This window comes from Nocardia glycosmidis (assembly GCF_052545115.1).
In genome coordinates this window covers 1-24,123 of the sequence record NZ_JBQWRH010000015.1, presented here as the reverse complement: position 1 = coordinate 24,123, position 24,123 = coordinate 1, and the positions used below count along the sequence as shown (strand labels likewise).

24 protein-coding genes, 1 tRNA gene and 1 pseudogene are annotated in these 24,123 nt (G+C 66.9%); 16 read left to right on the top strand and 10 right to left on the bottom strand.

Going from position 1 to position 24,123, the window contains the following annotated elements:
- Positions 1–38: 38 nt before the first annotated feature.
- Genes ACT86A_RS19170 through ACT86A_RS19150 form a run of 5 tightly spaced genes read left to right on the top strand, consistent with a single transcriptional unit; the run spans position 39 to position 5,368 of the window.
- The gene (locus ACT86A_RS19170; RefSeq protein WP_445093535.1) at positions 39–1,301 is read left to right on the top strand and encodes an MCE family protein; all 1,263 of its coding nucleotides are present in this window, start codon (positions 39–41) and stop codon (positions 1,299–1,301) included.
- Positions 1,298–2,551 (top strand): MCE family protein, encoded by a 1,254-nt coding sequence (locus tag ACT86A_RS19165; protein ID WP_445093534.1) that lies wholly within the window; start codon positions 1,298–1,300, stop codon positions 2,549–2,551. Before ACT86A_RS19170 ends, ACT86A_RS19165 begins: the two co-directional genes overlap by 4 nt.
- Entirely contained in the window at positions 2,548–3,936 is a 1,389-nt protein-coding gene (locus ACT86A_RS19160; protein ID WP_445093533.1) for an MCE family protein, read from the top strand. The genes ACT86A_RS19165 and ACT86A_RS19160 overlap by 4 nt, the downstream gene beginning before the upstream one ends.
- Positions 3,933–4,877, top strand: coding sequence for an Rv1363c family protein (locus tag ACT86A_RS19155; RefSeq protein ID WP_445093532.1), 945 nt, complete (start codon positions 3,933–3,935; stop codon positions 4,875–4,877). The genes ACT86A_RS19160 and ACT86A_RS19155 overlap by 4 nt, the downstream gene beginning before the upstream one ends.
- Positions 4,874–5,368, top strand: coding sequence for a h domain protein (locus ACT86A_RS19150; protein WP_445093531.1), 495 nt, complete (start codon positions 4,874–4,876; stop codon positions 5,366–5,368). Before ACT86A_RS19155 ends, ACT86A_RS19150 begins: the two co-directional genes overlap by 4 nt.
- Positions 5,369–5,379: 11 nt before the next feature.
- Here the strand turns inward: ACT86A_RS19150 and ACT86A_RS19145 are convergent, their stop codons facing one another.
- The 4 genes from ACT86A_RS19145 to ACT86A_RS19130 form a co-directional block, all read right to left on the bottom strand.
- A complete protein-coding gene (locus ACT86A_RS19145; protein ID WP_445093675.1) occupies positions 5,380–6,783 on the bottom strand; it encodes a sensor histidine kinase in 1,404 nt (467 codons plus the stop codon).
- Between the two features lie 74 nt (positions 6,784–6,857).
- Positions 6,858–7,589 carry a response regulator transcription factor gene (locus ACT86A_RS19140; RefSeq protein ID WP_445093530.1) on the bottom strand — a complete coding sequence of 244 codons (732 nt, stop codon included), beginning with the start codon at positions 7,587–7,589 and terminating at the stop codon, positions 6,858–6,860.
- Positions 7,590–7,757: 168 nt separating this feature from the next.
- On the bottom strand, positions 7,758–9,308 hold the full coding sequence (locus tag ACT86A_RS19135) for an alpha,alpha-trehalose-phosphate synthase (UDP-forming) (protein ID WP_445093674.1): 1,551 nt from the start codon (positions 9,306–9,308) through the stop codon (positions 7,758–7,760).
- Between the two features lie 120 nt (positions 9,309–9,428).
- Positions 9,429–9,599 (bottom strand): hypothetical protein, encoded by a 171-nt coding sequence (locus ACT86A_RS19130; RefSeq protein WP_445093529.1) that lies wholly within the window; start codon positions 9,597–9,599, stop codon positions 9,429–9,431.
- 187 nt (positions 9,600–9,786) lie between these two features.
- On the opposite strand from ACT86A_RS19130, the gene ACT86A_RS19125 reads away from it, so the two are divergent.
- The 4 genes from ACT86A_RS19125 (at position 9,787) to ACT86A_RS19110 (ending at position 11,854) form a co-directional block, all read left to right on the top strand.
- Positions 9,787–10,620: an alpha/beta fold hydrolase gene (locus ACT86A_RS19125; protein WP_445093528.1), complete on the top strand. Its 834-nt coding sequence runs from the start codon at positions 9,787–9,789 to the stop codon at positions 10,618–10,620.
- Positions 10,621–10,790: 170 nt separating this feature from the next.
- Positions 10,791–11,030 carry an MbtH family protein gene (locus ACT86A_RS19120; protein ID WP_039794945.1) on the top strand — a complete coding sequence of 80 codons (240 nt, stop codon included), beginning with the start codon at positions 10,791–10,793 and terminating at the stop codon, positions 11,028–11,030.
- A 241-nt stretch (positions 11,031–11,271) separates the two neighbouring features.
- A tRNA-Thr gene (locus tag ACT86A_RS19115) sits at positions 11,272–11,343 on the top strand.
- A 166-nt stretch (positions 11,344–11,509) separates the two neighbouring features.
- Entirely contained in the window at positions 11,510–11,854 is a 345-nt protein-coding gene (locus ACT86A_RS19110; protein ID WP_445093527.1) for a hypothetical protein, read from the top strand.
- A 242-nt stretch (positions 11,855–12,096) separates the two neighbouring features.
- Here the strand turns inward: ACT86A_RS19110 and ACT86A_RS19105 are convergent, their stop codons facing one another.
- Positions 12,097–12,405 (bottom strand): hypothetical protein, encoded by a 309-nt coding sequence (locus ACT86A_RS19105; RefSeq protein ID WP_445093526.1) that lies wholly within the window; start codon positions 12,403–12,405, stop codon positions 12,097–12,099.
- A gap of 135 nt (positions 12,406–12,540) precedes the next feature.
- Between ACT86A_RS19105 and ACT86A_RS19100 the strand changes: the two genes are divergently transcribed.
- Both ACT86A_RS19100 and ACT86A_RS19095 read left to right on the top strand, forming a co-directional pair.
- On the top strand, positions 12,541–13,500 hold the full coding sequence (locus ACT86A_RS19100; protein ID WP_445093525.1) for an NsdA family TPR-like regulatory protein: 960 nt from the start codon (positions 12,541–12,543) through the stop codon (positions 13,498–13,500).
- A gap of 639 nt (positions 13,501–14,139) precedes the next feature.
- A complete protein-coding gene (locus tag ACT86A_RS19095) occupies positions 14,140–15,855 on the top strand; it encodes a glycoside hydrolase domain-containing protein (protein WP_445093524.1) in 1,716 nt (571 codons plus the stop codon).
- Positions 15,856–16,127: 272 nt separating this feature from the next.
- On the opposite strand, the gene ACT86A_RS19090 is transcribed toward ACT86A_RS19095, so the two are convergent.
- Positions 16,128–16,592 carry an HIT family protein gene (locus tag ACT86A_RS19090; protein WP_445093523.1) on the bottom strand — a complete coding sequence of 155 codons (465 nt, stop codon included), beginning with the start codon at positions 16,590–16,592 and terminating at the stop codon, positions 16,128–16,130.
- Positions 16,593–16,631: 39 nt separating this feature from the next.
- Positions 16,632–17,009, bottom strand: coding sequence for a PH domain-containing protein (locus ACT86A_RS19085; RefSeq protein WP_445093522.1), 378 nt, complete (start codon positions 17,007–17,009; stop codon positions 16,632–16,634).
- 271 nt (positions 17,010–17,280) lie between these two features.
- Here ACT86A_RS19085 and purD point away from each other — a divergent pair, with 271 nt between their 5' ends.
- Positions 17,281–18,561 (top strand): phosphoribosylamine--glycine ligase, encoded by a 1,281-nt coding sequence (purD, locus tag ACT86A_RS19080; protein ID WP_445093521.1) that lies wholly within the window; start codon positions 17,281–17,283, stop codon positions 18,559–18,561.
- A gap of 124 nt (positions 18,562–18,685) precedes the next feature.
- Here the strand turns inward: purD and ACT86A_RS19075 are convergent, their stop codons facing one another.
- Complete coding sequence (locus ACT86A_RS19075) at positions 18,686–19,207, bottom strand: anthrone oxygenase family protein (RefSeq protein ID WP_445093520.1); 522 nt, start codon at positions 19,205–19,207, stop codon at positions 18,686–18,688.
- 61 nt (positions 19,208–19,268) lie between these two features.
- On the opposite strand from ACT86A_RS19075, the gene ACT86A_RS19070 reads away from it, so the two are divergent.
- Both ACT86A_RS19070 and ACT86A_RS19065 read left to right on the top strand, forming a co-directional pair.
- Positions 19,269–19,709, top strand: coding sequence for a MarR family winged helix-turn-helix transcriptional regulator (locus ACT86A_RS19070; RefSeq protein ID WP_445093519.1), 441 nt, complete (start codon positions 19,269–19,271; stop codon positions 19,707–19,709).
- A gap of 622 nt (positions 19,710–20,331) precedes the next feature.
- A pseudogene (locus tag ACT86A_RS19065) lies at positions 20,332–20,635 on the top strand (ABC transporter permease); the annotation flags it as partial.
- A 19-nt stretch (positions 20,636–20,654) separates the two neighbouring features.
- Here the strand turns inward: ACT86A_RS19065 and ACT86A_RS19060 are convergent.
- Together ACT86A_RS19060 and ACT86A_RS19055 are read right to left on the bottom strand one after the other, a co-directional pair.
- Positions 20,655–21,620, bottom strand: coding sequence for a DUF1259 domain-containing protein (locus ACT86A_RS19060; protein WP_445093673.1), 966 nt, complete (start codon positions 21,618–21,620; stop codon positions 20,655–20,657).
- A gap of 32 nt (positions 21,621–21,652) precedes the next feature.
- On the bottom strand, positions 21,653–21,970 hold the full coding sequence (locus ACT86A_RS19055) for a PepSY domain-containing protein (protein WP_445093518.1): 318 nt from the start codon (positions 21,968–21,970) through the stop codon (positions 21,653–21,655).
- A 70-nt stretch (positions 21,971–22,040) separates the two neighbouring features.
- Here ACT86A_RS19055 and ACT86A_RS19050 point away from each other — a divergent pair, with 70 nt between their 5' ends.
- Together ACT86A_RS19050 and ACT86A_RS19045 are read left to right on the top strand one after the other, a co-directional pair.
- Entirely contained in the window at positions 22,041–22,790 is a 750-nt protein-coding gene (locus ACT86A_RS19050) for a response regulator transcription factor (protein ID WP_445093517.1), read from the top strand.
- Positions 22,787–23,818: a sensor histidine kinase gene (locus tag ACT86A_RS19045; protein WP_445093516.1), complete on the top strand. Its 1,032-nt coding sequence runs from the start codon at positions 22,787–22,789 to the stop codon at positions 23,816–23,818. The genes ACT86A_RS19050 and ACT86A_RS19045 overlap by 4 nt, the downstream gene beginning before the upstream one ends.
- Positions 23,819–24,123 lie beyond the last annotated feature (305 nt).

Sequence of the window (24,123 nt, the reverse complement as noted above, 5' to 3'; positions counted from 1 at the left end):
CTGATCCTCCCGGTGCCGAGTATCGGTGCGGTGCCGGCATGACCGCGCTGGATGCCGTGCGGAAACTGCCCCGGTGGGCGCTGGCAGCGGCCGGTGTGCTGGCCGTGCTCGTGGTCGCCATCGCGTGGAACGGGATAGCCCGCGTCGCAACCACCACGGTCACCGCCTATTTCCCGGCCACCTCCGGCTTGTACGCGGGCGACGACGTGCGTGTGCTCGGCGTGCGGGTGGGCCGGATCGACGCGATCGAGCCCGGCGCCGATCGGGTGAAGGTGACGATGACGCTCGACCGCGGTGTCGAAATCCCCGCCGACCCGCGGGCGGTGCTCATCGCGCCCTCGCTGGTGTCCGCGCGGTTCATCCAGCTCGCGCCCGCCTACACCGGCGGCCCGAAGCTCGCCGACGGCGGTGTGATCGCGATCGAGCACACCGCGGTGCCGGTGGAGTGGGACGACATCAAGGCGGAGCTGTCCAGGCTGGCCACCACGCTCGGGCCGGTCGGTGCTGACCAGCAGGGCTCGTTCGGGCGCTTCGTGGAGACCGCCGCCGACAATCTCGATGGCAACGGCCAGCGGTTGCGCGACACACTGCGGGAGCTGTCGGCGACCGTGAGCACACTGTCGGACGGCCGCACCGACCTGTTCGGCACAGTGCGCAATCTGCAGGAGTTCGTCGATGTGCTGTCGGCCGCCAATGAGCAGATCGTGCAGTTCGGCGGACGGCTCGCGTCGGTGTCCGCGGTGCTGGCCGGCGTTTCGGCCGATCTCGGCGCCGGACTGGACAATCTGGACGCCGCGGTGGCCGATGTGCGCAGGTTCCTCGACGGCAGCGGCGCCGAACTCACCGAGGGCGTGCAGCGGCTGGCCGACGCCACCCAGGTGCTGGCCGACAAGCGGCCGGAGCTGGAACGTGTGCTGCACTCCGGTCCGACCGCCTTGGTGAACTTCTACCAGATCTACAAACCGGCCCAGGGCACCCTGACCGGCGCTATCGCCCTGAACAACCCCGCCGACCCGCTCGGTTTCCTGTGCGGCTCGGTGCGCGCGCTGGAGACCAACGACTCCGATCGCAGCGCCGACCTCTGCGCCCAGTACTTGGCGCCGGTGATCAACAGCTTGAGCATGAACTACCTGCCGATCATGACGAACGCGGCCAGCGGTGTGACCGCGTTCCCGGATCAGCTGGTGTACACCGACCCCGATCTGGCCGATCGGGTGGCGAGCCAGACGCGTCCACGAACCCCGCAGGTGAGTGTGCCGGACGGCATCGCCGGACTGGCTGTCCCGGGAGGAGGGCGATGACGCCGCTGCGGCGACTACGCCGCACCGCCGCCCTCGCTGCAGGGCTGGCGGTCGCGCTCAGCGTTTCCGGCTGTCAATGGGACGGGCTGAACTCGCTGCCGATGCCGGGTACCGAGGGCACCGGGCCGGGCTCCTACCAGGTGCGCATCCAGATGCCGAATGTCACCACCTTGACCAGGAATTCGCCGGTGCGCGTGCATGACGTGACGGTCGGCACGGTCTCGGAGATCAAGGTCGAGGACTGGCACGCGCTGGTCACCGTCTCGTTGAATCCCGACGTGCGGCTTCCGGCGAACGCGGTCGCCACGATCGGGCAGACCAGTCTGCTCGGGTCGAATCACCTCGAACTGTCCGCGCCGACCGACCAGCCGCCGGAAGGCGAGTTGCACGCGGGCGACGTCATCCCGCTGGGCCGGGCCGGGAGCTACCCGACCACCGAGCAGGTGCTGTCCTCGCTGTCGGTGGTGCTCAACGGCGGCGGCGTCGCCCAGTTGGAAACCATTACCCGCGAACTGAATTCCGCGCTCACCGGGCGAACGGACGCGATCCGGGACCTGTTGCCGCAGTTGCGCGAGCTGACCACGAACCTGGACCGTCAGACCGGTGCCATCATCGCCGCGATGAGCGGCCTGGACCGTCTCGGCGGGCAGCTGGCCCAGCAGCGTGACCTGGTGGCAGCCGCTATCGAACAGATCCATCCGGCGTTGACCGTGCTGGCCGACCGCCGGGCGAACATCACCAGGGCGCTCACCGCGCTCGGCGAATTGAGCGACGTCACGCAGCGGATCATCGCCGTCGGCGGCGACGACCTGAAGGCCAACTTGCACAGTCTCGTCCCGGTGCTGCGCTCGCTGTCCGATACCGGAAACAACCTGACCGAGGCGTTGCAGATCGTGGCCACCTTCCCGTTTCCGATGAAGAATCTCGACCACGCCATCAAGGGCGACTACCTGAATCTCTTCATGACGGTGGATCTCACGGGGCGGCGGCTGGATTCGAACTTCCTCACCGGCACACCGCTGGGCGGGCGCTTCGGCGGGGTGGAAGGCGCGCTGGGCAGCTTCGCACCGGACACGGCCGCGCAGAACGGTAACCCGGCCACCGGGCCGTTGCAGGCCCCGCCACCCACGGCGAGCCCACCCAGCCCGACCATCGCCGGTCTGCCGCCGATACCAGGCCTGCCCGCTATCCCGGGACTGACCGTGCCCCTGCCGGGTGACCCCGCACCGCAAGGGGGTTCAGGACAGTGAAACTCACCCGGCTGGTCCGCACCCAGCTGATCATCTTCACTGTGCTGACGATGATCGGCCTGGTGGTGATGGGCGGGGTGTACGTGAAACTGCCCGCGATGTTCGGTATCGGACGCTACGAGGTCACGGTGCGGCTGGCCGCGACCGGCGGACTGTACCCAACGGCCAACGTCGCCTATCGCGGCACGAATGTCGGCGTGGTGCAGGAGGTCCGGCTGACATCCGCGGGAGTGGACGCGAAGCTGTCCATCGGCAGCGACTACAAGATCCCCGCCGACGTCGACGCCTCGGTCCGCAGCGTGTCCGCGGTCGGCGAGCAGTACCTCGACCTGGTGCCCCCGGAGCACCGCCGGACCGGCGCAAACCTGCACGACGGCAGCGTGATCCCGGTGGAGCGCACCACGCTGCCGCAGGACGTCGGCGCGATGCTCGATCAGGCCGACCGGTTGCTGTCCAGCGTCGCGGACACTCGGCTGCGGCAGGTCATCGATGAGGCGTTCGTCGCGTTCAACGGCGCCGGACCGGACCTGCGGCGGTTCATCGACTCCGCGGCGCTACTGGTGCAGGAAGCGCAGGCCAACGCCGAACCGACCAAACAGCTCCTCGACCGGATCGGGCCGCTGCTGGACACCCAGACCCGCTCGGATGCCGCGATCCGTACCTGGACGGCCGATCTGGCGACGGTCACCGATCAACTGCGCGGCCACGACCCCGCGCTGCGCGGTGTGCTGAACAAGGGGCCGGCCGCCATGCAGCGGGTGACCGCGCTGTTCAACGATCTGCGCCCGACGCTGCCGCTGCTGCTGGCGAACCTGGTCAGCGTCGGCCAGGTGGGCGTTATCTATCACGCCGGCTTGGAGCAGGTCCTGGTGATCTACCCACCATTGGTCGCCGCGCTGCTCACCGCCATCCGCGGCCCGCTCGAATACGGCGCCATGGTCGATTTCATGACATTGATCAACGATCCTCCCGCGTGCACCACCGGCTTCCTTCCACCGGAGCAACGCCGCTCGCCGAGCGAGCTGGACACGCCGGACACGCCGCCCGGCCTGTACTGCAAAGTGCCGCAGGACGCGCCCGAAGCGGTGCGCGGTATCCGCAACACACCATGCGCCGAGGTGCCCGGTGTGCGCGCCCCGACGCCGGAACTGTGTCATAGCGGGTACGTTCCGTTGGGGAACAATCCGCCGTTCGGGCCGCCGCAGCCGGTCGCGCCGGCGAACTACGGTGGCGCCGCTCCGGCTGCCGCGCGGGCCTACGACCCGGCCACCGGCGTGTACATCGGCACCGACGGGCGCACATACCGACAGAGCGATATCGGACCGGGCGGTTCCGGCACGATACCGACCAGCTGGCAGGCAATGCTCGAGGAGCAGCAGCGATGAGTGCAAGCAACGGAGAAGGTCACCGCACCCGGCGCCGTGCGGTGCGCTCGGAGGGCCCGCCGGCCGCGCACAGTACGACCGCGACCACCGAGGAGGCGAAGCCCCCTGCCTCGGCGGCCGGTAGCGCAGGAATCTCCGGCCCCGCCCCAGGTAGCGGACCGAGCCCCAGTGGTGCCGAGCCCGATCCCTCGACCGCACTGGCAAAGCAACCGGATGCTGTCGAGGCCGTCCCGGCGGCCGCCGCCGTTGCTGGAACTGGCACCGAGAGCGCCGTTGCCGGAGCCGGCACCGAGCGTGGCACTGCTGGAGCCGGCACCGAGGACGCCGCTGCTGGAGCCGGCACCGAGGACGCCGCTGCCGGAACTGGCACCGAAAACGCCGCTGCCGGAGCCGGTGCCCAGAACGCAGATGCCGAGGAGTCGACGACCGAGAACGAGGCCGCACAGACGCGCAAGCGTGGCGTAGCGCGGATTCTCGCGCAGGCCGCCTCGGCGCTGTTGGTGTTGGCGCTCGTATGTGGTGCGGCCGTCTCGGTGTTCGCGGTCCGCTCGGCGCGCGAACGCGACGAGCGTCGCGCCGAGTACCTGCAGACCGCGAGGCAGGCGATTGTCAACCTCACCACGATCCGCGCCGATTCGGCCAAGCAGGACATCGACCGGATCCTGGCGCTGGCGTCGGGCGAGTTCAAGACCGAGTTCGCCGGCCGGGTGGACCCGTTCACCAGCATCGTCCAGCAGGCCAAGGTGGTCTCCAGCGGCGAGATCGTCGAGGCGGCGCTGGAAAACGACGATGATCGCTCGGCGCATGTGCTGGTCGCCGCCAAACAGACACTGACCAACGCTGGCCAGGCCGAACCCCAGACCAGGTACTACCGGTTCCGGGTCACCGTGGTCCGCGGCGATTCCGGTCTGACCGTCTCCGATGTGGAGTTCGTGGCATGAGCAGGAACGGAATTCGAAGCAGGATACTGCTCGCCGTGATGGGCGCCGTGGTCGCGGCGGTCGCGGTCATCGGCGGCGTCAACAGCTACCGCTACTGGGACGACCGGCAGGTCGAGCAGGCACGCAAGGACGCGGTCGCGACGGCCGGCCGCACCGTCGAGGCCATGTTCACCTACAGTCCGCAGACCGTCGACACCGACCTGCGCAAGTCGGCCGACTACCTCGGTGACGACTTCCGCGCGGACTACCTGACGTTGATCGACAAGCAGATCGCGCCGGGCGCCAAGGAAAAACAACTGACCGTCACCGCGACCACCCAGGCGAGCGGTGTCATCTCCGCCGACCGCTCACACGCGGTGGTCCTGTTGTTCCTCGATCAGGTCATGACGAGCAAGGACACGCCGCAAGGCAGCACCACCGGCAGCCGCGTGCGCGTCACGTTGACGAAAACCGACTCGCGCTGGCTGGTCGAGGCGGTCACGCCGGTCTGAACGTCGAACCTTCACCCGGTAACAGCGCCGCCGACGATGTGCGAATTCGTCTTGCGCGGCAGCCGCACAGTGAACGTCGTCCCGTCATCCGGCGTGCTGCGGATGCCGACCTCGCCGCCGTGCGCGATCACCAGAGCCTGCACGATCGACAGACCGAGGCCGGTGCCGCCGCTGCTGCGGGTGCGGGAGGTGTCGGTGCGGTAGAAGCGCTCGAAGACACGTTCGGCCTCCTCCGGCGGCAGGCCCGGGCCGGTGTCGGCCACCTCCAGCAGGACGTGATCGGCAGCGGGTGTCAGCCGCACCGTCACCGACGCGTCGGGCGCGGTGTGCGTGACCGCGTTGTTCAGCAGGTTGGCCAGAATTTGGCGCACACGTGCCGTGTCGCCGACGACCTCCAGCGTCCCCTCGCCCGGGTCGACTTTCAGTTCGATGGTGCGCACGGGTCCGTCGGTGTGTCCGGCTGCGACCACCGCCCGCGCATTGTGCACCGCGTCGCTGGCGATGGCGAGCAGGTCGACCGGCCCCAGCTCCAGGGGGCGCTGGGCATCCAGCCGCGCGAGCATGAGCAGATCCTCCACCAGCACGCCCATCCGCTGGGATTCCCGTTCGATGCGGTCCATGAACGTGCCCGGGTTGCCGGTGGCGCCTTGGCGGTACAACTCGGCGAACCCGCGGATCGTGGTCAGCGGGGTGCGCAGTTCGTGGCTGGCGTCGGCGACGAAGCGGCGCATACGTTCCTCGGAACGCCGGGCCGCCTCCTCGGACGCCGCGGTCGCGGTGAACGCGCGCTGGATCTGCGCCAGCATTCCGTTCAGCGACCGGGACAGCCGGTCGACCTCGGTGTTGGTGCCGCGCACCGGAACTCGGCGATGCAGGTCGCCGCGCGCGATCGCCGCCGCGATGCTCTCCACCCGGCGCAACGGCCGCAGACTCCGCCGCACCACGAAGTACGCGATCACCGCCAGCGCCGCCAGGACGATCGCACCCACGACCAGCTGCAACGTCACCAGCCGACGCACCGTGTCGATGTTCTGGGTGAGTGGCAGCGCCACCGTGGTCGTGCCGTCCGGCGTGCGGACCGTCAGCGCACGCCACTCGACCGGCCCGCTCACGGAGCCGACGGTGTACGGACCTGATCTCGGTGTCTGCGGCAGATCGGGTTCGGCATCGACACCGAAAGCCGGAATCAGAACCACGCGCCCATCGCTGCGCAGCGAGCGCACATAGAACTGGCTCGGCGCGTGGCGCGGATCGGGCTGCTGCACCGACGCCGGCGGGGGCCAGCGCGACCATTCCATCGCCCCGTCGCGCAGCTGCTGGTCGGTGCGGTGGGTCAGCTGGTGTTCCAAGCCGGAGGTGACGACCATGCCGGACACGAGCAGGCCGAGCCCCGCGGTGAGCACCAGCAGGATCATCAGCGTGACCCGCAGCGGGATCGCGGCCAGCAGCTCCGAGGCTTTCGCCCGCGTTGTCGCGATCCGGCCCGGGCTCACGTTCCGCTCTTGCGATGAGGCGCGCGCATGACGTAGCCGACGCCGCGCAAGGTGTGGATCAGGCGCTTATCGCCGGTGTCGACTTTCTTACGCAGGTAGGAGACATAGGTTTCCACCACGCCGACTTCGCCGCCGAAGTCGTAACGCCAAACGTGGTCGAGGATGCGCGGCTTGCTGAGCACTGTCCCCGCGTTGACCATGAAGTAGCGCAGCAGCGTGAACTCGGTGGGCGACAGAGCTACCGGCTCGCCCGCCTTCCACACCTCATGGGTGTCGTCGTCGAGTTCGATGTCCTCGAAGCGCAGGCGCGAACTTTCCCGCTGCGGCGCGGCGTGACCGGCACGGCGCAAGATGACGCGCAACCGGGCCACGACCTCCTCCAGACTGAACGGCTTGGTGACGTAGTCGTCGGCGCCCAGGGTGAGGCCGGTGACCTTGTCCTGCACCTCGTCGCGCGCGGTGAGGAACAGCACGGGCGCGTCGACGCCATCGGCGCGCAGCCTGCGCAGCAGGCCGAAGCCGTCCATGCCCGGCATCATCACGTCCACGATGAGCGCCTGCGGGCGGAAGGTCCGCGCCTTGTCCAGCGCTTGGGCGCCGTCGGACGCCGCGTCCACCTCGAAGCCTTGATAGCGCAGACTCACCGCGAGGAGTTCGACGATCATCGGCTCGTCGTCGACCACCAGCACCCTGGCCTCGGGGCTCTGCTCCACCGGCGCGCCGCTCATGGTTTGCCTCGCTCGCGCTGGGCTCCGTGCTGCGCGCCGCGCACTGCGCCGATGTTTCGCTCGCTGCGCTCGCTCATGGCTTCATGGTCCGGCAGTCTGCTGCGAAGTTCCTGGACCGAAGCTGGGTGATTCCTGTGAACCGAGCGCGGTGAGCGGCCGGACGCCTGCTCAGCGCGTCTCCCGGGATTCCGGGTACACGTCGTCGTCGGTCAGCAGTGCGCTGCCCGCGACCTGGCCCTGGGCCAGGGCGTCCAGGAAGGCACGTGCCCAGCGGTCCACGTCGTGCGCCAGCACCTGGCGGCGCAGCGAACGCATCCGCCTGCGCTTGGTGTCCCGGTCGTCGTCCAGAGCGGCGACGATGGCGTCCTTCACGTCGTCCAGGTCGTGCGGATTGCACAGATAGGCCTGACGCAGCTCGGCGGCGGCGCCGGTGAACTCGCTCAACACCAGGGCACCGTTGAGTCCGCTGTGGCAGGCGACGTACTCCTTGGCGACCAGGTTCATGCCGTCGCGCAGCGGCGTCACCAGCATCACGTCGGCGGCCACGAAGAACGCGACCAGTTCGTCCCGCGGAATCGGCCGGTGCAGGTAGTGCACCACCGGATGGCCGACCCGGGCGAACTCGCCGTTGATCCGGCCGACTTGGCGCTCGATGTCGCCGCGCATCTGGATATAGCTCTCGACCCGCTCGCGACTGGGCGTGGCCAGCTGGATCATGACCGTCTCGGCCGGATCGATCCGGCCCTCGATGAGCAGTTCCTCCAGTGCGTTGAGCCGGATGTCGATGCCCTTGGTGTAGTCGAGGCGGTCCACGCCGAGCAGGATGTTTTTCGGATTGCCCAGTTCGGCCCGGATCTTCGCGGCGCGCTCACGCACCGACCTGCGGCGGGACTGCTCGTCCAGGTCGGCCGAGGCGATCGAGATCGGGAAGGCGCCCACCCGGACCGCGCGGAATCCGACCTGGACGACGCCGAGCTTGGCGCGCACGCCGACCGAGCCGCGCGATGTCGGCTGGCCGGCCAGCCGGCGGGCCAGGTACAGGAAGTTCTGCGCGCCGCCGGGCAAGTGGAAGCCGATCAGGTCGGCGCCGAGCAGGCCCTCCACGATCTCGGTTCGCCACGGCATCTGCATGAACAGCTCGACCGGCGGGAACGGGATATGCAAGAAGAACCCGATGGTCAGATCCGGGCGCAGCATGCGCAGCATCTTGGGCACCAGCTGGAGTTGGTAGTCCTGCACCCACACGGTCGCCCCCTCGGCCGCGACCTTCGCGGTGGCCTCGGCGAAGCGCCGGTTCACCGTGACATACGCGCTCCACCACCTGCGGTCGTAGACCGGCCGCACGATCACATCGTGGTAGAGCGGCCACAGCGTGCCGTTGGAGAAGCCCTCGTAGTAGTCGGCCACCTCCTGCGCGGTCAACGGGACCGGATGCAGTTCGAGGCCGTCCTCGATGATCGGTTCGACGTCCACGTCCGGGACCCCTGCCCAGCCGACCCACGCGCCCTTGTTGTTGCGCAAGACCGGTTCCAAGGCGGTGACCAGACCGCCGGGGCTGCGTTTCCACCTGGTGGTGCCGTCGGGCAGCCGATCGAGGTCGACCGGCAGCCGATTGGCGACGACGACGAAACCCGATCCCGGGTCGGGCCCGGTGATTGCTGCCGCGGCGTCAGCGGTGGAGTTGTCTCTGGCGTGCTCGGAGTCGTCGGACGGATTCATCTGGTCCACTCACGCATCCTTTGCGCGTTGCTGTATCCCGCTGCAGTTGTGTCATCGGCGCTGCGTTTGGCGTTGGTGCCGCCTTCGGCGTTGGCGCTGCCGTTGGCGTCGAGAATGAGACTATTCGCCTCGGGAGCTCGGTCCAATACCCAACATGGACAACAACATCCGGCATTCGTCAGCATCTTCGGCATATGCCGCGACCACTCGTTGCGCCTGGCGGGCGGTCTCGTCGGCGAGTGGTTCCAGCTCGTCGTCCGCAATGTCGTTGGCGCTGCCCTTCGCGGCCATTGTCAAGTCCTCCCGGCTCAGTGCGCTCGTACGTGCGAAAAGCCAATGGTATGCGACGCTGGGAGGTATGTTCGCCAGGGCGTCGACCGCCGTATGGCACTCGACACCAGGTCACCCGGTCGATGCGCCGACCCCGCTCGGCCCTATACCGTGGGGAGCGCAGCACCAACTCCACGAAAGGGTCGACATGCCGCTGGCCACGGTGAACGGGATTTCCCTCAACTATCAGGTGAGAGGTGACCGCGCCAGGGGCACCGATGCCAAGGGCTCTGCTGCGCTCGTGGTGATGATCATGGGCACCGGCAGCCCGGGCCGGGTGTGGGAGTTGCACCAGGTACCCGCGCTGCTCGCGGCCGGTTACCGGGTGTGCACCTTCGACAACCGCGGGATCGCGCCATCCTTCGAGGCCGGTTCCGGCATGACCATCGACGAGCTCGTCGCCGATACCGCCGCCCTGATCGAATTTCTCGATGAGGGTCCCGCTCTGGTGGTCGGTACTTCGATGGGCGCCCGGGTGGCCCAGGAGCTGACGCTGGCCCGCCCCGACCTGGTGCGTAAGGCGGTGTTCATGGCCGGGCACGGGCGGCTCGACCAGTTCCAGAAGACGCTGTCGTTCGGCGAACACGAGCTGGACGCCGGCGGGGTGAAACTGCCGCCGAAATACGAGGCCGCGATTACCGCGGTGATGAATCTCTCGCCCGCCACCATGGCCGAGCCGAACGCCGCCCGCGACTGGCTGGACCTGTTCGAGTTCACCGGCGGACCGGTTGCGCCCGGCATCCGTGCGCAGCGCCGGATGGACCACGATTTCGACCGGGTACAGGCATACCGGGCGATTCGAGTGCCCTGCCTTTCGGTCGGATTCGCCGACGACCGGATGATTCCGCCGTATCTGTCCAGGGAGATCGCCGACGTGATCCCGGGTGCGCGATACCAGGAGGTGCCGGACGCGGGACATTTCGGATACTTGGAACGACCGGAGGCGGTCAACAAGATTCTGCTCGACTTCTTTGCCGGCTGATTGCAGGGTCGGCCGAGGTGACGGCCCGGGTGAGCGCCCAGGCGTAACGTCTTGCTTGCTAGTGTCGAAACAACGCTCGGGGACTCTCGGTGCGGGTGGCTCGTGAAAGCCCGGCGCCGTGCGAACCAAGAGCGATCCCGTACATTGCGCCAGTATCCAGTGAGGTGAAATTGAGCACCAACCCGTTCGATGATGAAGACGGCCGCTTCTTCGTCCTGGTCAACGACGAGGAGCAGCACTCTCTGTGGCCGGCTTTCGCAGAGGTTCCGGCCGGATGGCGAGTTGTGTTCGGCGAGGACAGCCGCGCCGCCTGTGTGGAGTACGTGGAGAAGAACTGGACCGATATGCGTCCGAAGAGCCTGCGCGATGCCATGGCCGCTGACGATGCGGCCCGCCAAGGCTCTGCCTGATTCACAGCGCCTACGGCGCTGGGCGTCAGCGGCCCACTGATGGCTCGGGTCCGAGCGACCGCTGTTCGCGACTTCGTCGCGGTGCGGCATTCGCTCGGACGCGGGCCGGGCCGCGAACGGGCAACGTCCGGTCTCGCTCCGCTCGAACGCGGGGTGCGGCCGGCAGTCGCGTAATCTGGTCGACTCCGGTTCCCGGTGTTGGACAGCCGGACTGGCCGGTTATGATGACAACCGCTTACCCGCCTCCTTAGCTCAGTGGTAGAGCACTCGCCTTGTAAGCGAGCGGTCGTCAGTTCAATCCTGACAGGGGGCTCAAATGGCCGCTGCGGGCGCCGCGCGAGCTGGCAGGTTTCGACTGGCGCAGATGTCCTGGTGTCGCTGCACCACCACAAGGCACGCAACTCGTGCGTTCTGTCCCACAATGGCCGTGTGACCAGCCTAGTTGGTGGGCTGATAGAGGCGCGAGAGGAGCTCCAGCGATGACACGTAAAGAAATACGCGTACGCCTGCTGGCTGACCGCGCCCTGACGAAGATCGAACGTGAGCGCATTCCACTCGACAGTGCCATGTTCGTTCTGGCCTTGAGTGTAACTCGTTCCAACGTTCGCGGCCCGCTCATGCATGAGGCTCTGGCCAAATGGAGTTTGATGCTGTTGACCGGCAGCGTTGCCACCGTGCGCCGCGAGATGGACGACGATGAGCTGTTCGCCAGCTTGTCGCCGTTGAACGTGGTCCTGTCCGAGCAGGAACGCCGCGATGCACTGACGGAATTGCACGGGCGCCAGCGGGCATCGGCTGGGCGTCACATCGCGTTGACCGGGTGAACCGCGCCCAGCTCGAGCAGGCTATTTCTGCTATCGGCCGCACTGCTCACCTCGGCCGAAATCGCCGCACACATCGATGAATACGGCATCGACTGGCCGCCGGTGGCCTACCCCGACTCCGACGCAAATGCTCTGGCAGAGTGCAGGTTCCGGGACTGGCTGGTGGCCCAGTAGCCGCCGGTCTAGGTGTGCTGTCTCATGACGTCGTCAAAATAGTCCTCGATCCAAGTTTCGGTGCACTGTCATCGCTGGTGCCCCCGTGTGGTGTCGGGGATCATGCGCCCGGCGTCGATCAGTGCCTGCTGTGCGGCCGCTTTCCGTGGGCAGGTGTCGGTGCGGCAGCCGCGATGGCGTTGCATGGTGGCGTGTGCTTCGGGCACGCTGAGCGGGTGTTCGGGTTGTTCGGGTGCCTCGTGTGGCGAGCCGGTGGGCCGGTGTCCGGGGTTGGTCTGGGTGGCGCGTTGGGCTCGCCATTCGGCTTGTACGCGGTCGATGATCGCCTGTGGTGATGTTTCGTCCGGTTCGGCGTTGCGCCACCAATCGAACCCCACTGTTTCACCCCTGTCGTGTCGTCTGCTGTTTGGTAGGCGCCCGGCGCCGGGGAGTTCGCGATTCGACCCGGCGCCGGGCGCTACGGAAAGTGTGTTCTGCCAGCGGACTTCGCTGAACGGGCTTAGTGTTTGCCTGTGTTTACCGATTCGGGGGTGACGGGCGCACTACTGCGCGAGCTGCGCACGATCGCCGGTATCGGATTGCGCCGCATGGCCCGCCGGACATGCTTCACCTCCGGCTACCTATCGCTGATCGAGACAGGGCAGCGGCCCGTAACCGCCGGAATCCTTGAGGCATACCGGTCTGTGCTGTCCGACCCCGTGCTGGGCCTGGAATCGGTCGACCTGGAACGGCTCGGCGCGACCGTAGGCGACCCGTCCCGCGCTGGCCGTGCTGGGCTGGAAGACATATCCGCGATCCTGGACCTCACACGGCACCTGGAGGACGTTGTGGGCGCGGCGGCCATCGTGCAACTGGTCCGCGGCATGGATGCGACAGCGCGTACCCTGGCGCGACACCGCGCAGGCGGTACGGCGTCGGCCGGCCTCGCGTCCGAAGTCGCGCGATACCGCGGCTGGCTGGAACACGCCACCGACCGAGCGCATACCGCCGACCGCGTACTGGGCGACGCCGCCAGACTCGCCGAGGACGGCAACGATCCGTCACAGCTCGCGCACGCGTACAGCTTCCGTGCCTACACTGCGCGCCACAACGGCGACCTACAGCGCGCCGTGGACCTCACCGACGCGGCGATAGCCGTCACCCGGGCTCACCCGATTCTCGGCGTCTACGACCGCTATCAGCGGGCTGAACTGCTCGCGCTTCAGGGGGACCGGCGCCGGGCTGCGCGGTCGCTGCATCATACCGACGCCGCAGCGACAGCAACCGAAGGCGTCGAGCTTCCGGCGTTCGGGTACTGGTACACGCCAGGGTTCTGGGGCCTCGAACGCGGCATTGTGCTGGCGGCGATGGGCCGCATCCCGGACGCGATACGGGAAGCCGAGAATGGGTACGCAGCGCTGCCGAAGGATCACAAGGGCACCGATTGGGCTTGCTCGATGCTGGCCCGGATCGATCCGCAGATGAGCCTCTGAGTTGTCGCGGGGTTGTGGCACTCGTTGGATTCCACCGGACGGATCTGGACTTACGTGGAGCCAAGAGCCGTGGGGCACCATAGTTGCAGGGAAAGTGGATGTGCAGAAGGGCGGGCGCGGTTGTTGGCGTCGACAATCCGCGGCTGCGGCTGCGTCGTTGGCGTCAAACGCTGCTTCGGATTTTCGCTTCTGATGCGCACGACCAGTCCGTTTTCGGCTCGCTATGACCGGCGGGCGGGGCGGCAATCTTTTCCGTCAGGGCGAATATTACTACGGGGAGATGGTCATTCCGTCGGTCGCGGCAGAGGTCCTGGGGCGAACCATCATTCGAGTTCGAATCAGGATCTCCGAAGAAGCGAGCGACCGGTATGTAGTGTCGCTAACGTACGGCACACTGTCCGGTCGATCGCGGGCGTACTATCGGCACTGGGAATATCTGCAGGCGAACAGGTCTCGCCGCGGGTTCGGTGAGGTCACGAGCAAACACCAGGTGGGCCACATCATGGACATGGAGGCATCTTCTGTTGACATTGTGTCGAATCTGATCATGTCGGGTTCTTCATCTGTCGAAAGCTGTTGAAATGTACGACCATAACGCGTTACTGCAGACCAGCGCGCGGACTCGTACGGGGGTGCGTGATGACTGAACTGATCGATTTCTCCGCCGCGTTGATCGAACCGCAGGCGATCAAGGATGCTGGATATGCCGGTGTCATCGGCTACTTCAGCGATTCCCGGCCGGGTACTAATTTCGGAGCGAAGCCATTGCGGCGGGATTATTGCGACCGATTGCGTGCCATTGGTCTCGAGATTGTGAGCAATTATCAGTACGGCAAGGGCGACACCGCGGATTGGAAGGGCGGCTATGACGCGGGCGTGCGCCACGCGCGAATCGCGCTGAACTACCATCTCGCGGCCGGCGGGCCGAGCTTGCGGCCGCTGTATGCCCCGGTCGACGCGAACCCCTCCCTGGACGAGTGGAATTCGCTGATCGCACCGTTTCTGCGGGGCTGGGCGTCGGTGGTCGGCCTGGAGTGGACCGGTATGTACGGCAATGCGCGGTGCATCGACTGGGCGCTCGAGGATGGCGTCGCCACCTGGTTCTGGCAACACAATTGGTCCGGCGATCCGTCGATCAACGGCGACCATCCGTCCGCGCACATCCACCAGATCCGCATCGACAGCGACCAGGTCGGGGGTGTCGGGGTGGACGTCAATAAAGTTCTCGCCGTCGATTACGGCCAATGGTCGAAAGCGGCGGATCCGAATGCAGGGGGAAACGTGAACAAGCCGGAGTACACCGAACTCGACCGCATGGGCAACTCCGCGTCCAGCCGCCACGGGGCGCGCATCACCAACTTCCTGTTGCATACCCAGGAGGGCAACGGAACTGCCGAGAGTCTGGCGAACTACCTCAACAATCCCAGCAACGGCGTGAGCTATCACTACACGGTCCGTGATCGCATCGTCGTCGATGTCGTCGACACCGACCTGGCGAGCTGGTCTGTGCTGGACGCGAATCCGTACACGATCAACCTGTGCTTCGCGGGGAGCCGGGTCGCGTGGAGCCGGGACGTCTGGCTCAGCATCCGCGACGATATCCGGATCGCGGCGTGGCTAGCGGTGCAAGACGCCAAGAAGTACGGTTTCGACACGTACGTCATCGCGCCGCCGTACGAACGCCGCGAGGGAATATCCGATCACAAGTACGTGACCGAGGTCCTCGGGTTCGGCAACCACACTGATGTCGGACCGAACTTTCCGTGGGATGTATTCGCCGACGATGTGCGCGGCTTCGCCACCGGCGAACCGGGTGGGTCGGAGCCGAACGCGATCAACGACAGCGCCGCCGCGAATCCGTGGCTGGGCAGACGGATTACCGCGGGCGAAATCGCCACGCCCGACGGTGTCGGCCGCTTCGCGCAATTCGAGCACGGTTACATCTATTGGCACCCCGACACCGGCGCACACCCCATCCCCGAAACGCTGTGGGCGAAGTTCGAGGAATTGCGCTGGGAAGCGGGCCCGCTGGGCTACCCGATCACCGACCGCACGGTTTTGCGTGGGCCGGACGGTCAGCCGTCGGGCGAGGCGCAGGGATTCCAGGGCGGCGCGCTCTACCGGCAGCAATCCAGCGACCGCGCCTTCTGGGTGCACGGCGCGATCCGTGACCGCTGGAACCGCTCCGGGTACGAGAACGGCCCCCTGGGCTGGCCGAAAACCGACGAAATACCGTGGGATACCGGCACATACCAGGACTTCGAGCACGGCCGGATCTATTGGACCCCGAGCCAGACGCTGGCAACCGTCGCAGTCGGCGGAGTAGATACTCCGTTACACGACGTCACCGGCTGACTCCTGTATCACCGCAAGAGGCCGACCACCGTGGGCTCGGCTCCTTGCCGAAACCTAGGTGACGACTGATCTCGTACGAACATGGGTAACTCGTCGGGCACGCCCAGAACCAGAGTGGCGCTCAACGCAGGACCTGAACGCAAATCTTGCGTCACCCGACCCGTATGGCCTAAAGATTCGGAGAGGCGGGGGAGCACCCAACGCAGGACCTGAACGCAAATCCCGCGTCACCCGACCGGTACGGCCTGAATACCCGGAGAGGCGGGGGAGCCCTAAAGATCCGGAGAGGCGGGGAGCGAGGCGGGGGAGCCGGAGTCCGGGACGTTGGCGCCGTAGCCGAGGTCGCGCAGTGCCTGTTTGATCTTGGCCTGGGCCTCGTCCAGGGATTCGGGGCTCGGATTGGGGTCGGCGCCGGAGATGTCGAAGTCGCCGAGGGTGAAGGCCGGGAAGACGTGCACGTGCAAGTGCGGCACCTCCAGGCCGGCGATCAGCAGACCGGCGCGCGGCGCGTCCCACGCCGCGCGTACGGCCTGGCCGATCTTCTGCGCGACTGCGGTGAGCCGGGCGAGGGTGTTGGTGTCGATGTCCTGCCACTGGTCGATTTCCTTGCGCGGCACGACGAGGGTGTGGCCCGGAGTGATCGGGGCGATGGTGAGGAAGCCGACAAATTCGTCGTCCTCCCAGACGAATCGGCCCGGGAGCTGACCGGAGATGATCGCACTGAAGACAGAAGCCATGCTCCGCAGACTAGACCGGTGCGCGCGCCACCGGCCGCGCTACACCGCGACGAAGTGCGACAGAATTCCCTGCACCTCGTAGATGTCCACCTGGCGGTTGAACCGCTTCTGCAGCGGCTCGGGTGTGCCCGAGATCCAGATGGCCAGCTCGGCGTCCAGATCGAAGGTGCCCGCGGTCTCCACCGAGAAATGGGTGATCGCGCGGTAGGGGACACTGTGGTAGCTCACCTTGCGGCCGGTGACGCCCTGCTTGTCGATCAGGATCAGGCGGCGATTCGTGAACAGCATCGCGTCGCGGACCAGCAAGTACGCGGCGTAGACCTGTTCACCATTACCGAGGAGCTTGGCATACTCCTGTTGCGCCTGGCCCGGATCGATCCGCCCGGCATTGCCCATCAGTCCGTCGATCAGCCCCACTGTCCCGCCTCTCCGGGTATTCAGGCCGTACCGGTCGGGTGACGCGAGATTTGCGTTCAGGTCCTGCGTTGGGTGGCGCTCGGGTTTCGGGCGTGCCCGACGAGTTACCCATGTTGGTACGAGATCAGTTGTCACCTTGGCGTTTTGGCCAGGCTTTTATAGTCCCAATAGTTCCGGGGCCGTGGCAAGCCCGCGATGCTGGAGCAGTCGGAATGGTCGAGGGTGGTACCACTCGCCTGATCGGTGACCGACAACATCTAGGCTGTTTGCCGTGCGTGTACTCGTCATCGGTTCCGGAGCCCGTGAACATGCCCTCGTCCTGGCCCTGCGCCGGGACCCCGCGGTGACCGCGCTGTTCGCTGCCCCCGGCAACGCGGGGATCGCGCAGCACGCGCAGGTCCGCCCGGTCGACCCGAGCTCGGCCGAAGACGTGGTGGCGCTGGCCACGGGGGTGGGCGCGGACCTCGTGGTGATCGGGCCCGAGGTTCCGCTCGTGCTCGGGGTTGCCGACGCGGTGCGCGCCGCGGGGACCGCCTGCTTCGGCCCGTCGGCCGCCGCCGCCAGGATCGAGGGATCCAAGGCTTTCGCGAAGGACGTGATGACCGCGGCGGGTGTGCGCACCGCACACAGTGAGGTCGTGGACAGCCCGGCTGAACTCGACGACGCACTCGACCGCTTCGGACCGACCTGGGTGGTGAAAGACGACGGGCTGGCCGCGGGCAAGGGCGTCGTGGTTACCACCGACCGCTCCGCCGCGCGCGAACACGGCGCGGAACTGCTCGAGCAAGGCCATCCGGTGCTGCTGGAATCGTTCTTGGACGGACCGGAAGTGTCGCTGTTCTGTCTGGTCGACGGTGAAACCGTGGTGCCGCTGCTGCCCGCGCAGGACCACAAGCGCGTCGGCGATGGCGACACCGGCCCCAACACCGGCGGCATGGGCGCCTACACCCCGCTGCCGTGGCTGCCCGATCAGACCGTTACCGCGATCGTCGAGGACGTGGTGAAGCCCGTTGCCGCCGAAATGGCGCGGCGCGGCAGTGGATTCTCCGGCCTGCTCTACGCGGGCCTGGCGATCGGCAAGGATGGTCCCGCCGTGATCGAATTCAATTGCCGCTTCGGCGATCCCGAGACGCAGGCGGTGCTCGCGCTCCTGGACAGTCCGCTCGGCGAGTTGCTCAACGCCACCGCCACCGGCACGCTCGCGCAGGTCGCGCCGCCGCGCTGGCGCACTGGTTCGGCGGTCACCGTGGTACTCGCGGCGGAGAACTATCCGGGCCGCCCCCGCGTCGGCGACGTCATCTCCGGTGCGGGGGAGGGCGCGCTCGACGAGACCGCCACGGTTTTGCACGCGGGAACCGCGCAGCGCGAAGACGGCACGCTGGTCTCCGCGGGCGGCCGGGTGCTGAACGTGGTCGGCGTCGGCGCCGACCTGGTCGAGGCCCGCACGCGGGCCTACGACCGCATCGCGGGAATCAAGCTGCCCGGCAGCCACTTCCGCACGGATATCGGCTCGGCCGTAGTCGCGGACAGTCCCGCCTCTGCGGGTCGTTAGGCCGTACCGGTCGGGTGACGCGGGATTTGCGTTCAGGTCCTGCGTCGGGTGCCGGGGGGTTTGAGGTGCCGGGGAGTGTGTCCTGATCATTGCTCTGCTCCTCTCGTCGGCGGGCGAGGTCATCTCAGCGGCGGCCCACGCCCGAACCACACCGCACCCACGGCAGCACAACCGTTGCCACCAAAACAAACGGGACCATCGCGGCGACCGAGCGGAGATCGTTGTAGATGTTCCACTGGTGCAGCAGGTTCGTCGCGTCGGCGGGTAGCGCCTCGGGGTCCCAAGTTTTGATCTGCGTGTTGAGCGGGATATTTCCGAAATATGTGACGAGTAGGCACGCCAGAGCCGACGCGCCCGCCAGTCCGGCGATCAGCCGCTCCCGCCCACGGGTGAGCACTGCCAATGCCGCGCAGCTCACCAGCACGGTCGCCATCAGGGGCGGCATCAGCGGGGCGTTGCGAGCCATGAGCGGCACCCGGAACCTGAGCTGAATGTCGGTGGGTACATCGAAGAAGGTGGGAAACACGATCAGCCACCCATAGGCGAACGCGCCCGCCAGCGCACCACTGGCGAGCACAGCGGCCAGTCGCACGAATGGGATTGCGCGCGTGGGGATTCCGGGCTTCGCTTCGGTCGGTACGGTCACGACAACTCCAAGATAGATTCAAACGAATCGGATTCATATGAATCTATCATAGGATTGCGGCATGTCTAGCGGCGATGTGAAGTCGGTCGAGCTGCGGTTGGGGTTGCTGTTGCGGCGGGCTCAGCGACGAGCTGCGGCCGTCGTGGCGACGGCGCTCGCGCCCCTCGACCTCAGTGGACGGCATTTCGGCGTCATGCTGCTTCTCGCCCGCGATGGCACGTCGACACAGAAGCAATTGCTCACCGACCTGGGCAGCGACAAGGCGGGCATGGTACGCACGGTCGACGAATTGGACCGCCGCGGATTCGTACGCCGCACCCAGTCACCGCACGACCGGCGCCTGTACCACTTGAGCTTGACGGATGCAGGCCGGAGGACCTATACGACCGCCCGCGAGCTGGCGGACACCGCAGCACAGGACATCTTCGCCGGGCTGACGCCCGACGAGCGAGCAACCCTCGCCGACCTGCTGTCCCGAGTCGCCGACCCGCCCGCGCCGTAGCACGACGAGCTGGTGACAGCGATGAAGCCGGGCATCGCGCGCCGGGACCTCATCATGAAATATCAAGAGAATGCTCCGACCCCAGCCGCCAACAAAACTCGGGAGCCGCCATCTACAGCTGGGGTCGCACCTGCCCGGCGTGGTTGCCGACCAGCCATCGCTACTTGTCATCAAACCCGCCATTTAATGGCTGAGGTCAATCAACAGCGGCCCGGTGACGATCGGTCAGGCGGTCGTGGTACCAACCAGCTCTGCCCATCTCATTCGACGGCAGCGCCGAACCACTTGGGCAGCCTACCTCGCCCTCGCGCTCTTCATCTCGGTGGGCCGCTTCTGACCGATGACCTGGCCATCGGCCGTACCCCACCACCAGCCCACACCCGACCCTGTTCTCGACACGGCCCACCGGGAGAAACATGATCACCGTTCTTATGACCGGCGCCACCGGCACCCACGGCGGAGCCATAGCGCGCAGTCTGCTCGCCGCCGGTCAGCGCGTCCGCGCCCCTGTTCGCGACCCCGGCGTCGGGCGCTGAAGATCCCGCGACCGCGACGTCGATGTGGATGTTGGCGCGGGTGGCCCATGCGTGAGGATGCCCAGACCGCGCGGGCCCGGATCGAAGCCCGGTTGTGTCTGGGATTACCAGCGCATCAAGCGTTTCTGCCGCATCGCGGTCGGCGTTGCAAACGGCGCGGTGCCGGTGATCGACGCGACCAAGGTCGTCGGGTTGATCAGCCTGCCCGGCATGATGACCGGGTTGATCCTGGCCGGGACCGACCCGCTCACCGCGATCCGCAATCCGATCGTGGTGATGTACATGCTGCTCGCCGCGACCGCGCTGGCCGCGTTCACCGCCACCCGGCTGGCGGAGCGGGCGTTGTTCGACGACGCGCATCGTCTCGTACCGCTTCCGTCAGTGCGCTGAAAACCCGCTGGCTGCCAGCTTATTTCGGTGGTTGCAGGTTTGTCGCGTCGAGTGCGGGCCGTAGTGCTGTGGCGAGGGTGACCGCGTCGTCGACGGCCCAGTAGTGGGCATAGAACAGGCGCGGGGTCTCGGTGAGGCTGTGGTTGTGCACCTCGACGATCGCAATGTTGCCCTTACGCAAGGCTTCGATGACCTTCTGCACCTCGTTGCCGGTCATGACGAAGTCACCGTTGATCGCGGCACGCCCGTCACCCAAGGGCTGGAAATTGATCACTGTCGTGACCCCGAACGTGGGTGGCACCACCATGTTGTTGTCGGTGATGGTCTCGGCGCGGGCGATGTTGTACTTGTAGAGACCGCCGTCGACGGTTCCGGTGCGCCCCAATGCCGCGATGACACCCGCGGTGTCGATATCGACCGGTGGTTGTTGCGCCGGTGGCGCGGCGGCAGGCGCGATCGCGGTGGCGTCCAGGGCTGCCTTCAACCCTTGGGCGATCTTCGCCGGGTCACCCATCGCGTGTACATGTGTCCACCACACCGGTGGGGTCTGCTCGAGCAGGTGCTTATGCAGGGCGGTCTGCTCGATGCCCGCGGCTTGCAGTGCGTCGGTCACCTTCGGCAGTTCGGTTTCGGTGACGACCAGATCCCCCATCAGCATCACGTCGCTGCCGTACTTGGCGAACGCGGCGTACCCGCCGAGCGACAAGCCGGGCTTGATATCCACCCCGTAGGACTGGATGTGGAGATCGGTGCGAGCCAACGAGATTCGGTAGACAGTGTTGTCGTCGCCGAACTTCCCGGTCCGGGCGAGAATGTCGGTGACCGGTTTCCAATCGGTGTCGGTGGTTTTCACAGGTCCATGCGCCATCGACGGTGACGGCGCGGTTGTGGTGCTGGTGCCCGATGAGCCGCATCCCGCTATGATCAGCGTCGCGACACCGACGAATACGAGCGGCACGCGTCGGCGTCCGGTACGCGGGTGGATGCGGGACGCCGATCGGATCCGACGGGTGGGGCTCACTGGTGGTCTCCATGGTTTTCGGTGCCCAGGTAGGCGTAGTTCTGGTCGAGGTGGACCTCGACCCTGGTGCCGTCGGTTTTGGTCACGTCCACGCCGTAGGCGATGTTGCCCTCGTTCTCGGCTTCCACCTCACCCGCGGTGCCGCCGCCGACTGCTTGTAACGCGGCCGCGCGTGCCTTGTCGGCGTCTGGTCCGGTGATCGGTGTGTCGTTGTCGCCGTCGTGGTCGAATCCCGCCGCGATGCCGAATCCAGCCGCGCCCAGCGCGGCGACGGCGGCGACACCACCGAGGCCGATCTTGGTTCGCTTGTTCATCACACACCCCTCTTTCACTGTCGATTCCGGTGCGACAGCTATGGGCTTACCCGGCTCACATGAAGCTGCGATGAAGACGTCTAACGTGAATCGTGCCTGGTGGGGCATGCTCGAGGGTGGGAGGTTGGTGATGCGGGTACTGGTGGTCGAGGACGAACCGAGGATGGCGAGTCTGCTGCGGCGCAGCCTGAGCGAAGACGGCTACGCCGTCGATGTCGCCGCCGACGGTGTCGCCGGGCTGGACGCCGCCGTCGGCGCCGGTTATGACGCTGTCGTGCTGGATGTGCTGCTACCCGGGCTGAACGGGTTCGAGGTGTGCCGGGCGCTGCGTGAACGCGAGATCTGGGTGCCGATCCTGATGTTGACCGCACGCGGCGCGATCCCGGACCGAGTGCGTGGGCTCGACGGCGGCGCGGATGACTACCTGACCAAACCGTTTCATCTGGCCGAGTTGTTCGCCCGGCTGCGCGCGTTGGTCCGGCGCGGCCCGGTCGAACACGCACCAGTTCTGGAAATGGGCGAGCTGCGCTTGGATCCGGCCAGTCACCGCTGCTGGCGCGGCGATACCGAGATCGCTTTGACCGCAAAGGAATACGCGCTGATCGACACGTTCATGCGCCGCCCGGGTATGGTCGTGACCCGCGAGATCCTGCTCGAGCGCTGCTGGGACTTCGCCTACGAATCCCGCTCCAATGTCGTCGACGTGCATGTGCGCGCGTTGCGCGACAAGATCGACCGGCCCTTCGGCACCCACGACCTGCACACCGTCCGCGGCGTCGGCTACCGGCTGGGCACCGCGGCCCGGGACGGTGCGCGATGATCACCCGCTGGCCCATCCGGGTACGGCTCACCCTCGCATTCGCGGCATTGATGGCCGTCGTACTCGGTGGAGTCGGCATCGCGACCGTCGCGCAAACCCGCGAAGCACTCGACGAATCGGCCGCCGTGTCGCCGCAGATCCGTGACAACATGATCACCGACCTGCGCGGCGAACTCGCAATCGCACTGCCACTGGTATGGCTCGCCGCCACCGTGGGGGCGTTTACGCTCGCGACCGCGACCCTGCGCCCAGTGGAACGGATGCGCCGCCGCGCCGCTGAGATCACCATCACCGACACCCGCCCGAGCCTGCCCGTCCCGCACTCGCGAGACGAGATCGCCCGCCTCGGTACCACCTTCAACGATCTACTGGCCCGCCTGCACGAAGCGCTGCAACGCGAACGCGAGTTCGTCGCCGACGCCGGCCACGAACTACGCACCCCGCTGGCCATGCTCACCACCGAACTCGAACTCGCCCTGCACGCACCCCGCAGCAACGACGAACTCCGCGCCGCACTGACGGCGGCACTGTCCGACACAAACCGGCTCGCCCGGCTCGCCCAGGACCTGCTGTTGCTGGCCCGAGACAACTCGGAGCCGTTGATTGTGGTCGCAGTGGATAAGTTGCTGACCGACGTGATCGGCCGCTACCGCAATGGCGACATCACTCTCACCGTCCCCGCTCAGGTGTTCGTCCGTGCCGATCCCAGCCAGCTCGAACGCGCGATCGGCAACCTCATCGACAACGCTGTCGACCACGGTCGCCCACCGATCATCGTCCAGGCCGCCGAACTCGATGGCCTGGTCACCATCACCGTCCGCGACCACGGCCCCGGATTCCCTCCCCAGTTCCTGGCGCGCGCGTTCGACCGGTTCACCCGCGCCGACACCGCCCGCACCAGCGGCGGCACCGGCCTTGGCCTGGCCATCGCTGCCGCCGTCATCGGTCGCCACCACGGCACCATCCGCGCCACCAACCATCCCGACGGCGCCGAACTCACCCTCACACTCCCCGCCGCAAGAAGGTAACCACGGTTACATAATATGTGTAACCGTGGTCACACTGCTCGGGCGTGAGTGACGGACAAATCATCCTGTCAACTCGGTGTCTACCACCCGGAACCTCACGATTTCGCTCGCGCCCCGCGTGGTTGCCGGCCAGCTGTCGGTACTTGTCATCAAACCCGCCATTCAATGGCTGACGTCAACCAACAACGCTCGGATACGCCAACGCTGGAAATCAATATCACCGCCGAAATGGAGTGGGCACTCAATGTATCCGCAGCTCAGCGACCCAATGAAACCAGCTACATCCAACGCGGTCCGCTCGTTGA

Coding starts and splice junctions, on each gene's coding strand:
- ACT86A_RS19045 (WP_445093516.1), top strand. CDS start 22,787: ATGATCACCCGCTGGCCCATCCGGGTACGGCTCACCCTCGCATTCGCG.
- ACT86A_RS19070 (WP_445093519.1), top strand. CDS start 19,269: ATGTCTAGCGGCGATGTGAAGTCGGTCGAGCTGCGGTTGGGGTTGCTG.
- ACT86A_RS19125 (WP_445093528.1), top strand. CDS start 9,787: ATGCCGCTGGCCACGGTGAACGGGATTTCCCTCAACTATCAGGTGAGA.
- ACT86A_RS19170 (WP_445093535.1), top strand. CDS start 39: ATGACCGCGCTGGATGCCGTGCGGAAACTGCCCCGGTGGGCGCTGGCA.
- ACT86A_RS19155 (WP_445093532.1), top strand. CDS start 3,933: ATGAGTGCAAGCAACGGAGAAGGTCACCGCACCCGGCGCCGTGCGGTG.
- ACT86A_RS19145 (WP_445093675.1), bottom strand. CDS start 6,783: ATGATCCTGCTGGTGCTCACCGCGGGGCTCGGCCTGCTCGTGTCCGGC.
- ACT86A_RS19130 (WP_445093529.1), bottom strand. CDS start 9,599: ATGGCCGCGAAGGGCAGCGCCAACGACATTGCGGACGACGAGCTGGAA.
- ACT86A_RS19055 (WP_445093518.1), bottom strand. CDS start 21,970: ATGAACAAGCGAACCAAGATCGGCCTCGGTGGTGTCGCCGCCGTCGCC.
- ACT86A_RS19050 (WP_445093517.1), top strand. CDS start 22,041: ATGAAGACGTCTAACGTGAATCGTGCCTGGTGGGGCATGCTCGAGGGT.
- ACT86A_RS19135 (WP_445093674.1), bottom strand. CDS start 9,308: ATGAATCCGTCCGACGACTCCGAGCACGCCAGAGACAACTCCACCGCT.
- ACT86A_RS19095 (WP_445093524.1), top strand. CDS start 14,140: ATGACTGAACTGATCGATTTCTCCGCCGCGTTGATCGAACCGCAGGCG.
- ACT86A_RS19090 (WP_445093523.1), bottom strand. CDS start 16,592: ATGGCTTCTGTCTTCAGTGCGATCATCTCCGGTCAGCTCCCGGGCCGA.
- ACT86A_RS19150 (WP_445093531.1), top strand. CDS start 4,874: ATGAGCAGGAACGGAATTCGAAGCAGGATACTGCTCGCCGTGATGGGC.
- ACT86A_RS19165 (WP_445093534.1), top strand. CDS start 1,298: ATGACGCCGCTGCGGCGACTACGCCGCACCGCCGCCCTCGCTGCAGGG.
- ACT86A_RS19140 (WP_445093530.1), bottom strand. CDS start 7,589: ATGAGCGGCGCGCCGGTGGAGCAGAGCCCCGAGGCCAGGGTGCTGGTG.
- ACT86A_RS19110 (WP_445093527.1), top strand. CDS start 11,510: ATGACACGTAAAGAAATACGCGTACGCCTGCTGGCTGACCGCGCCCTG.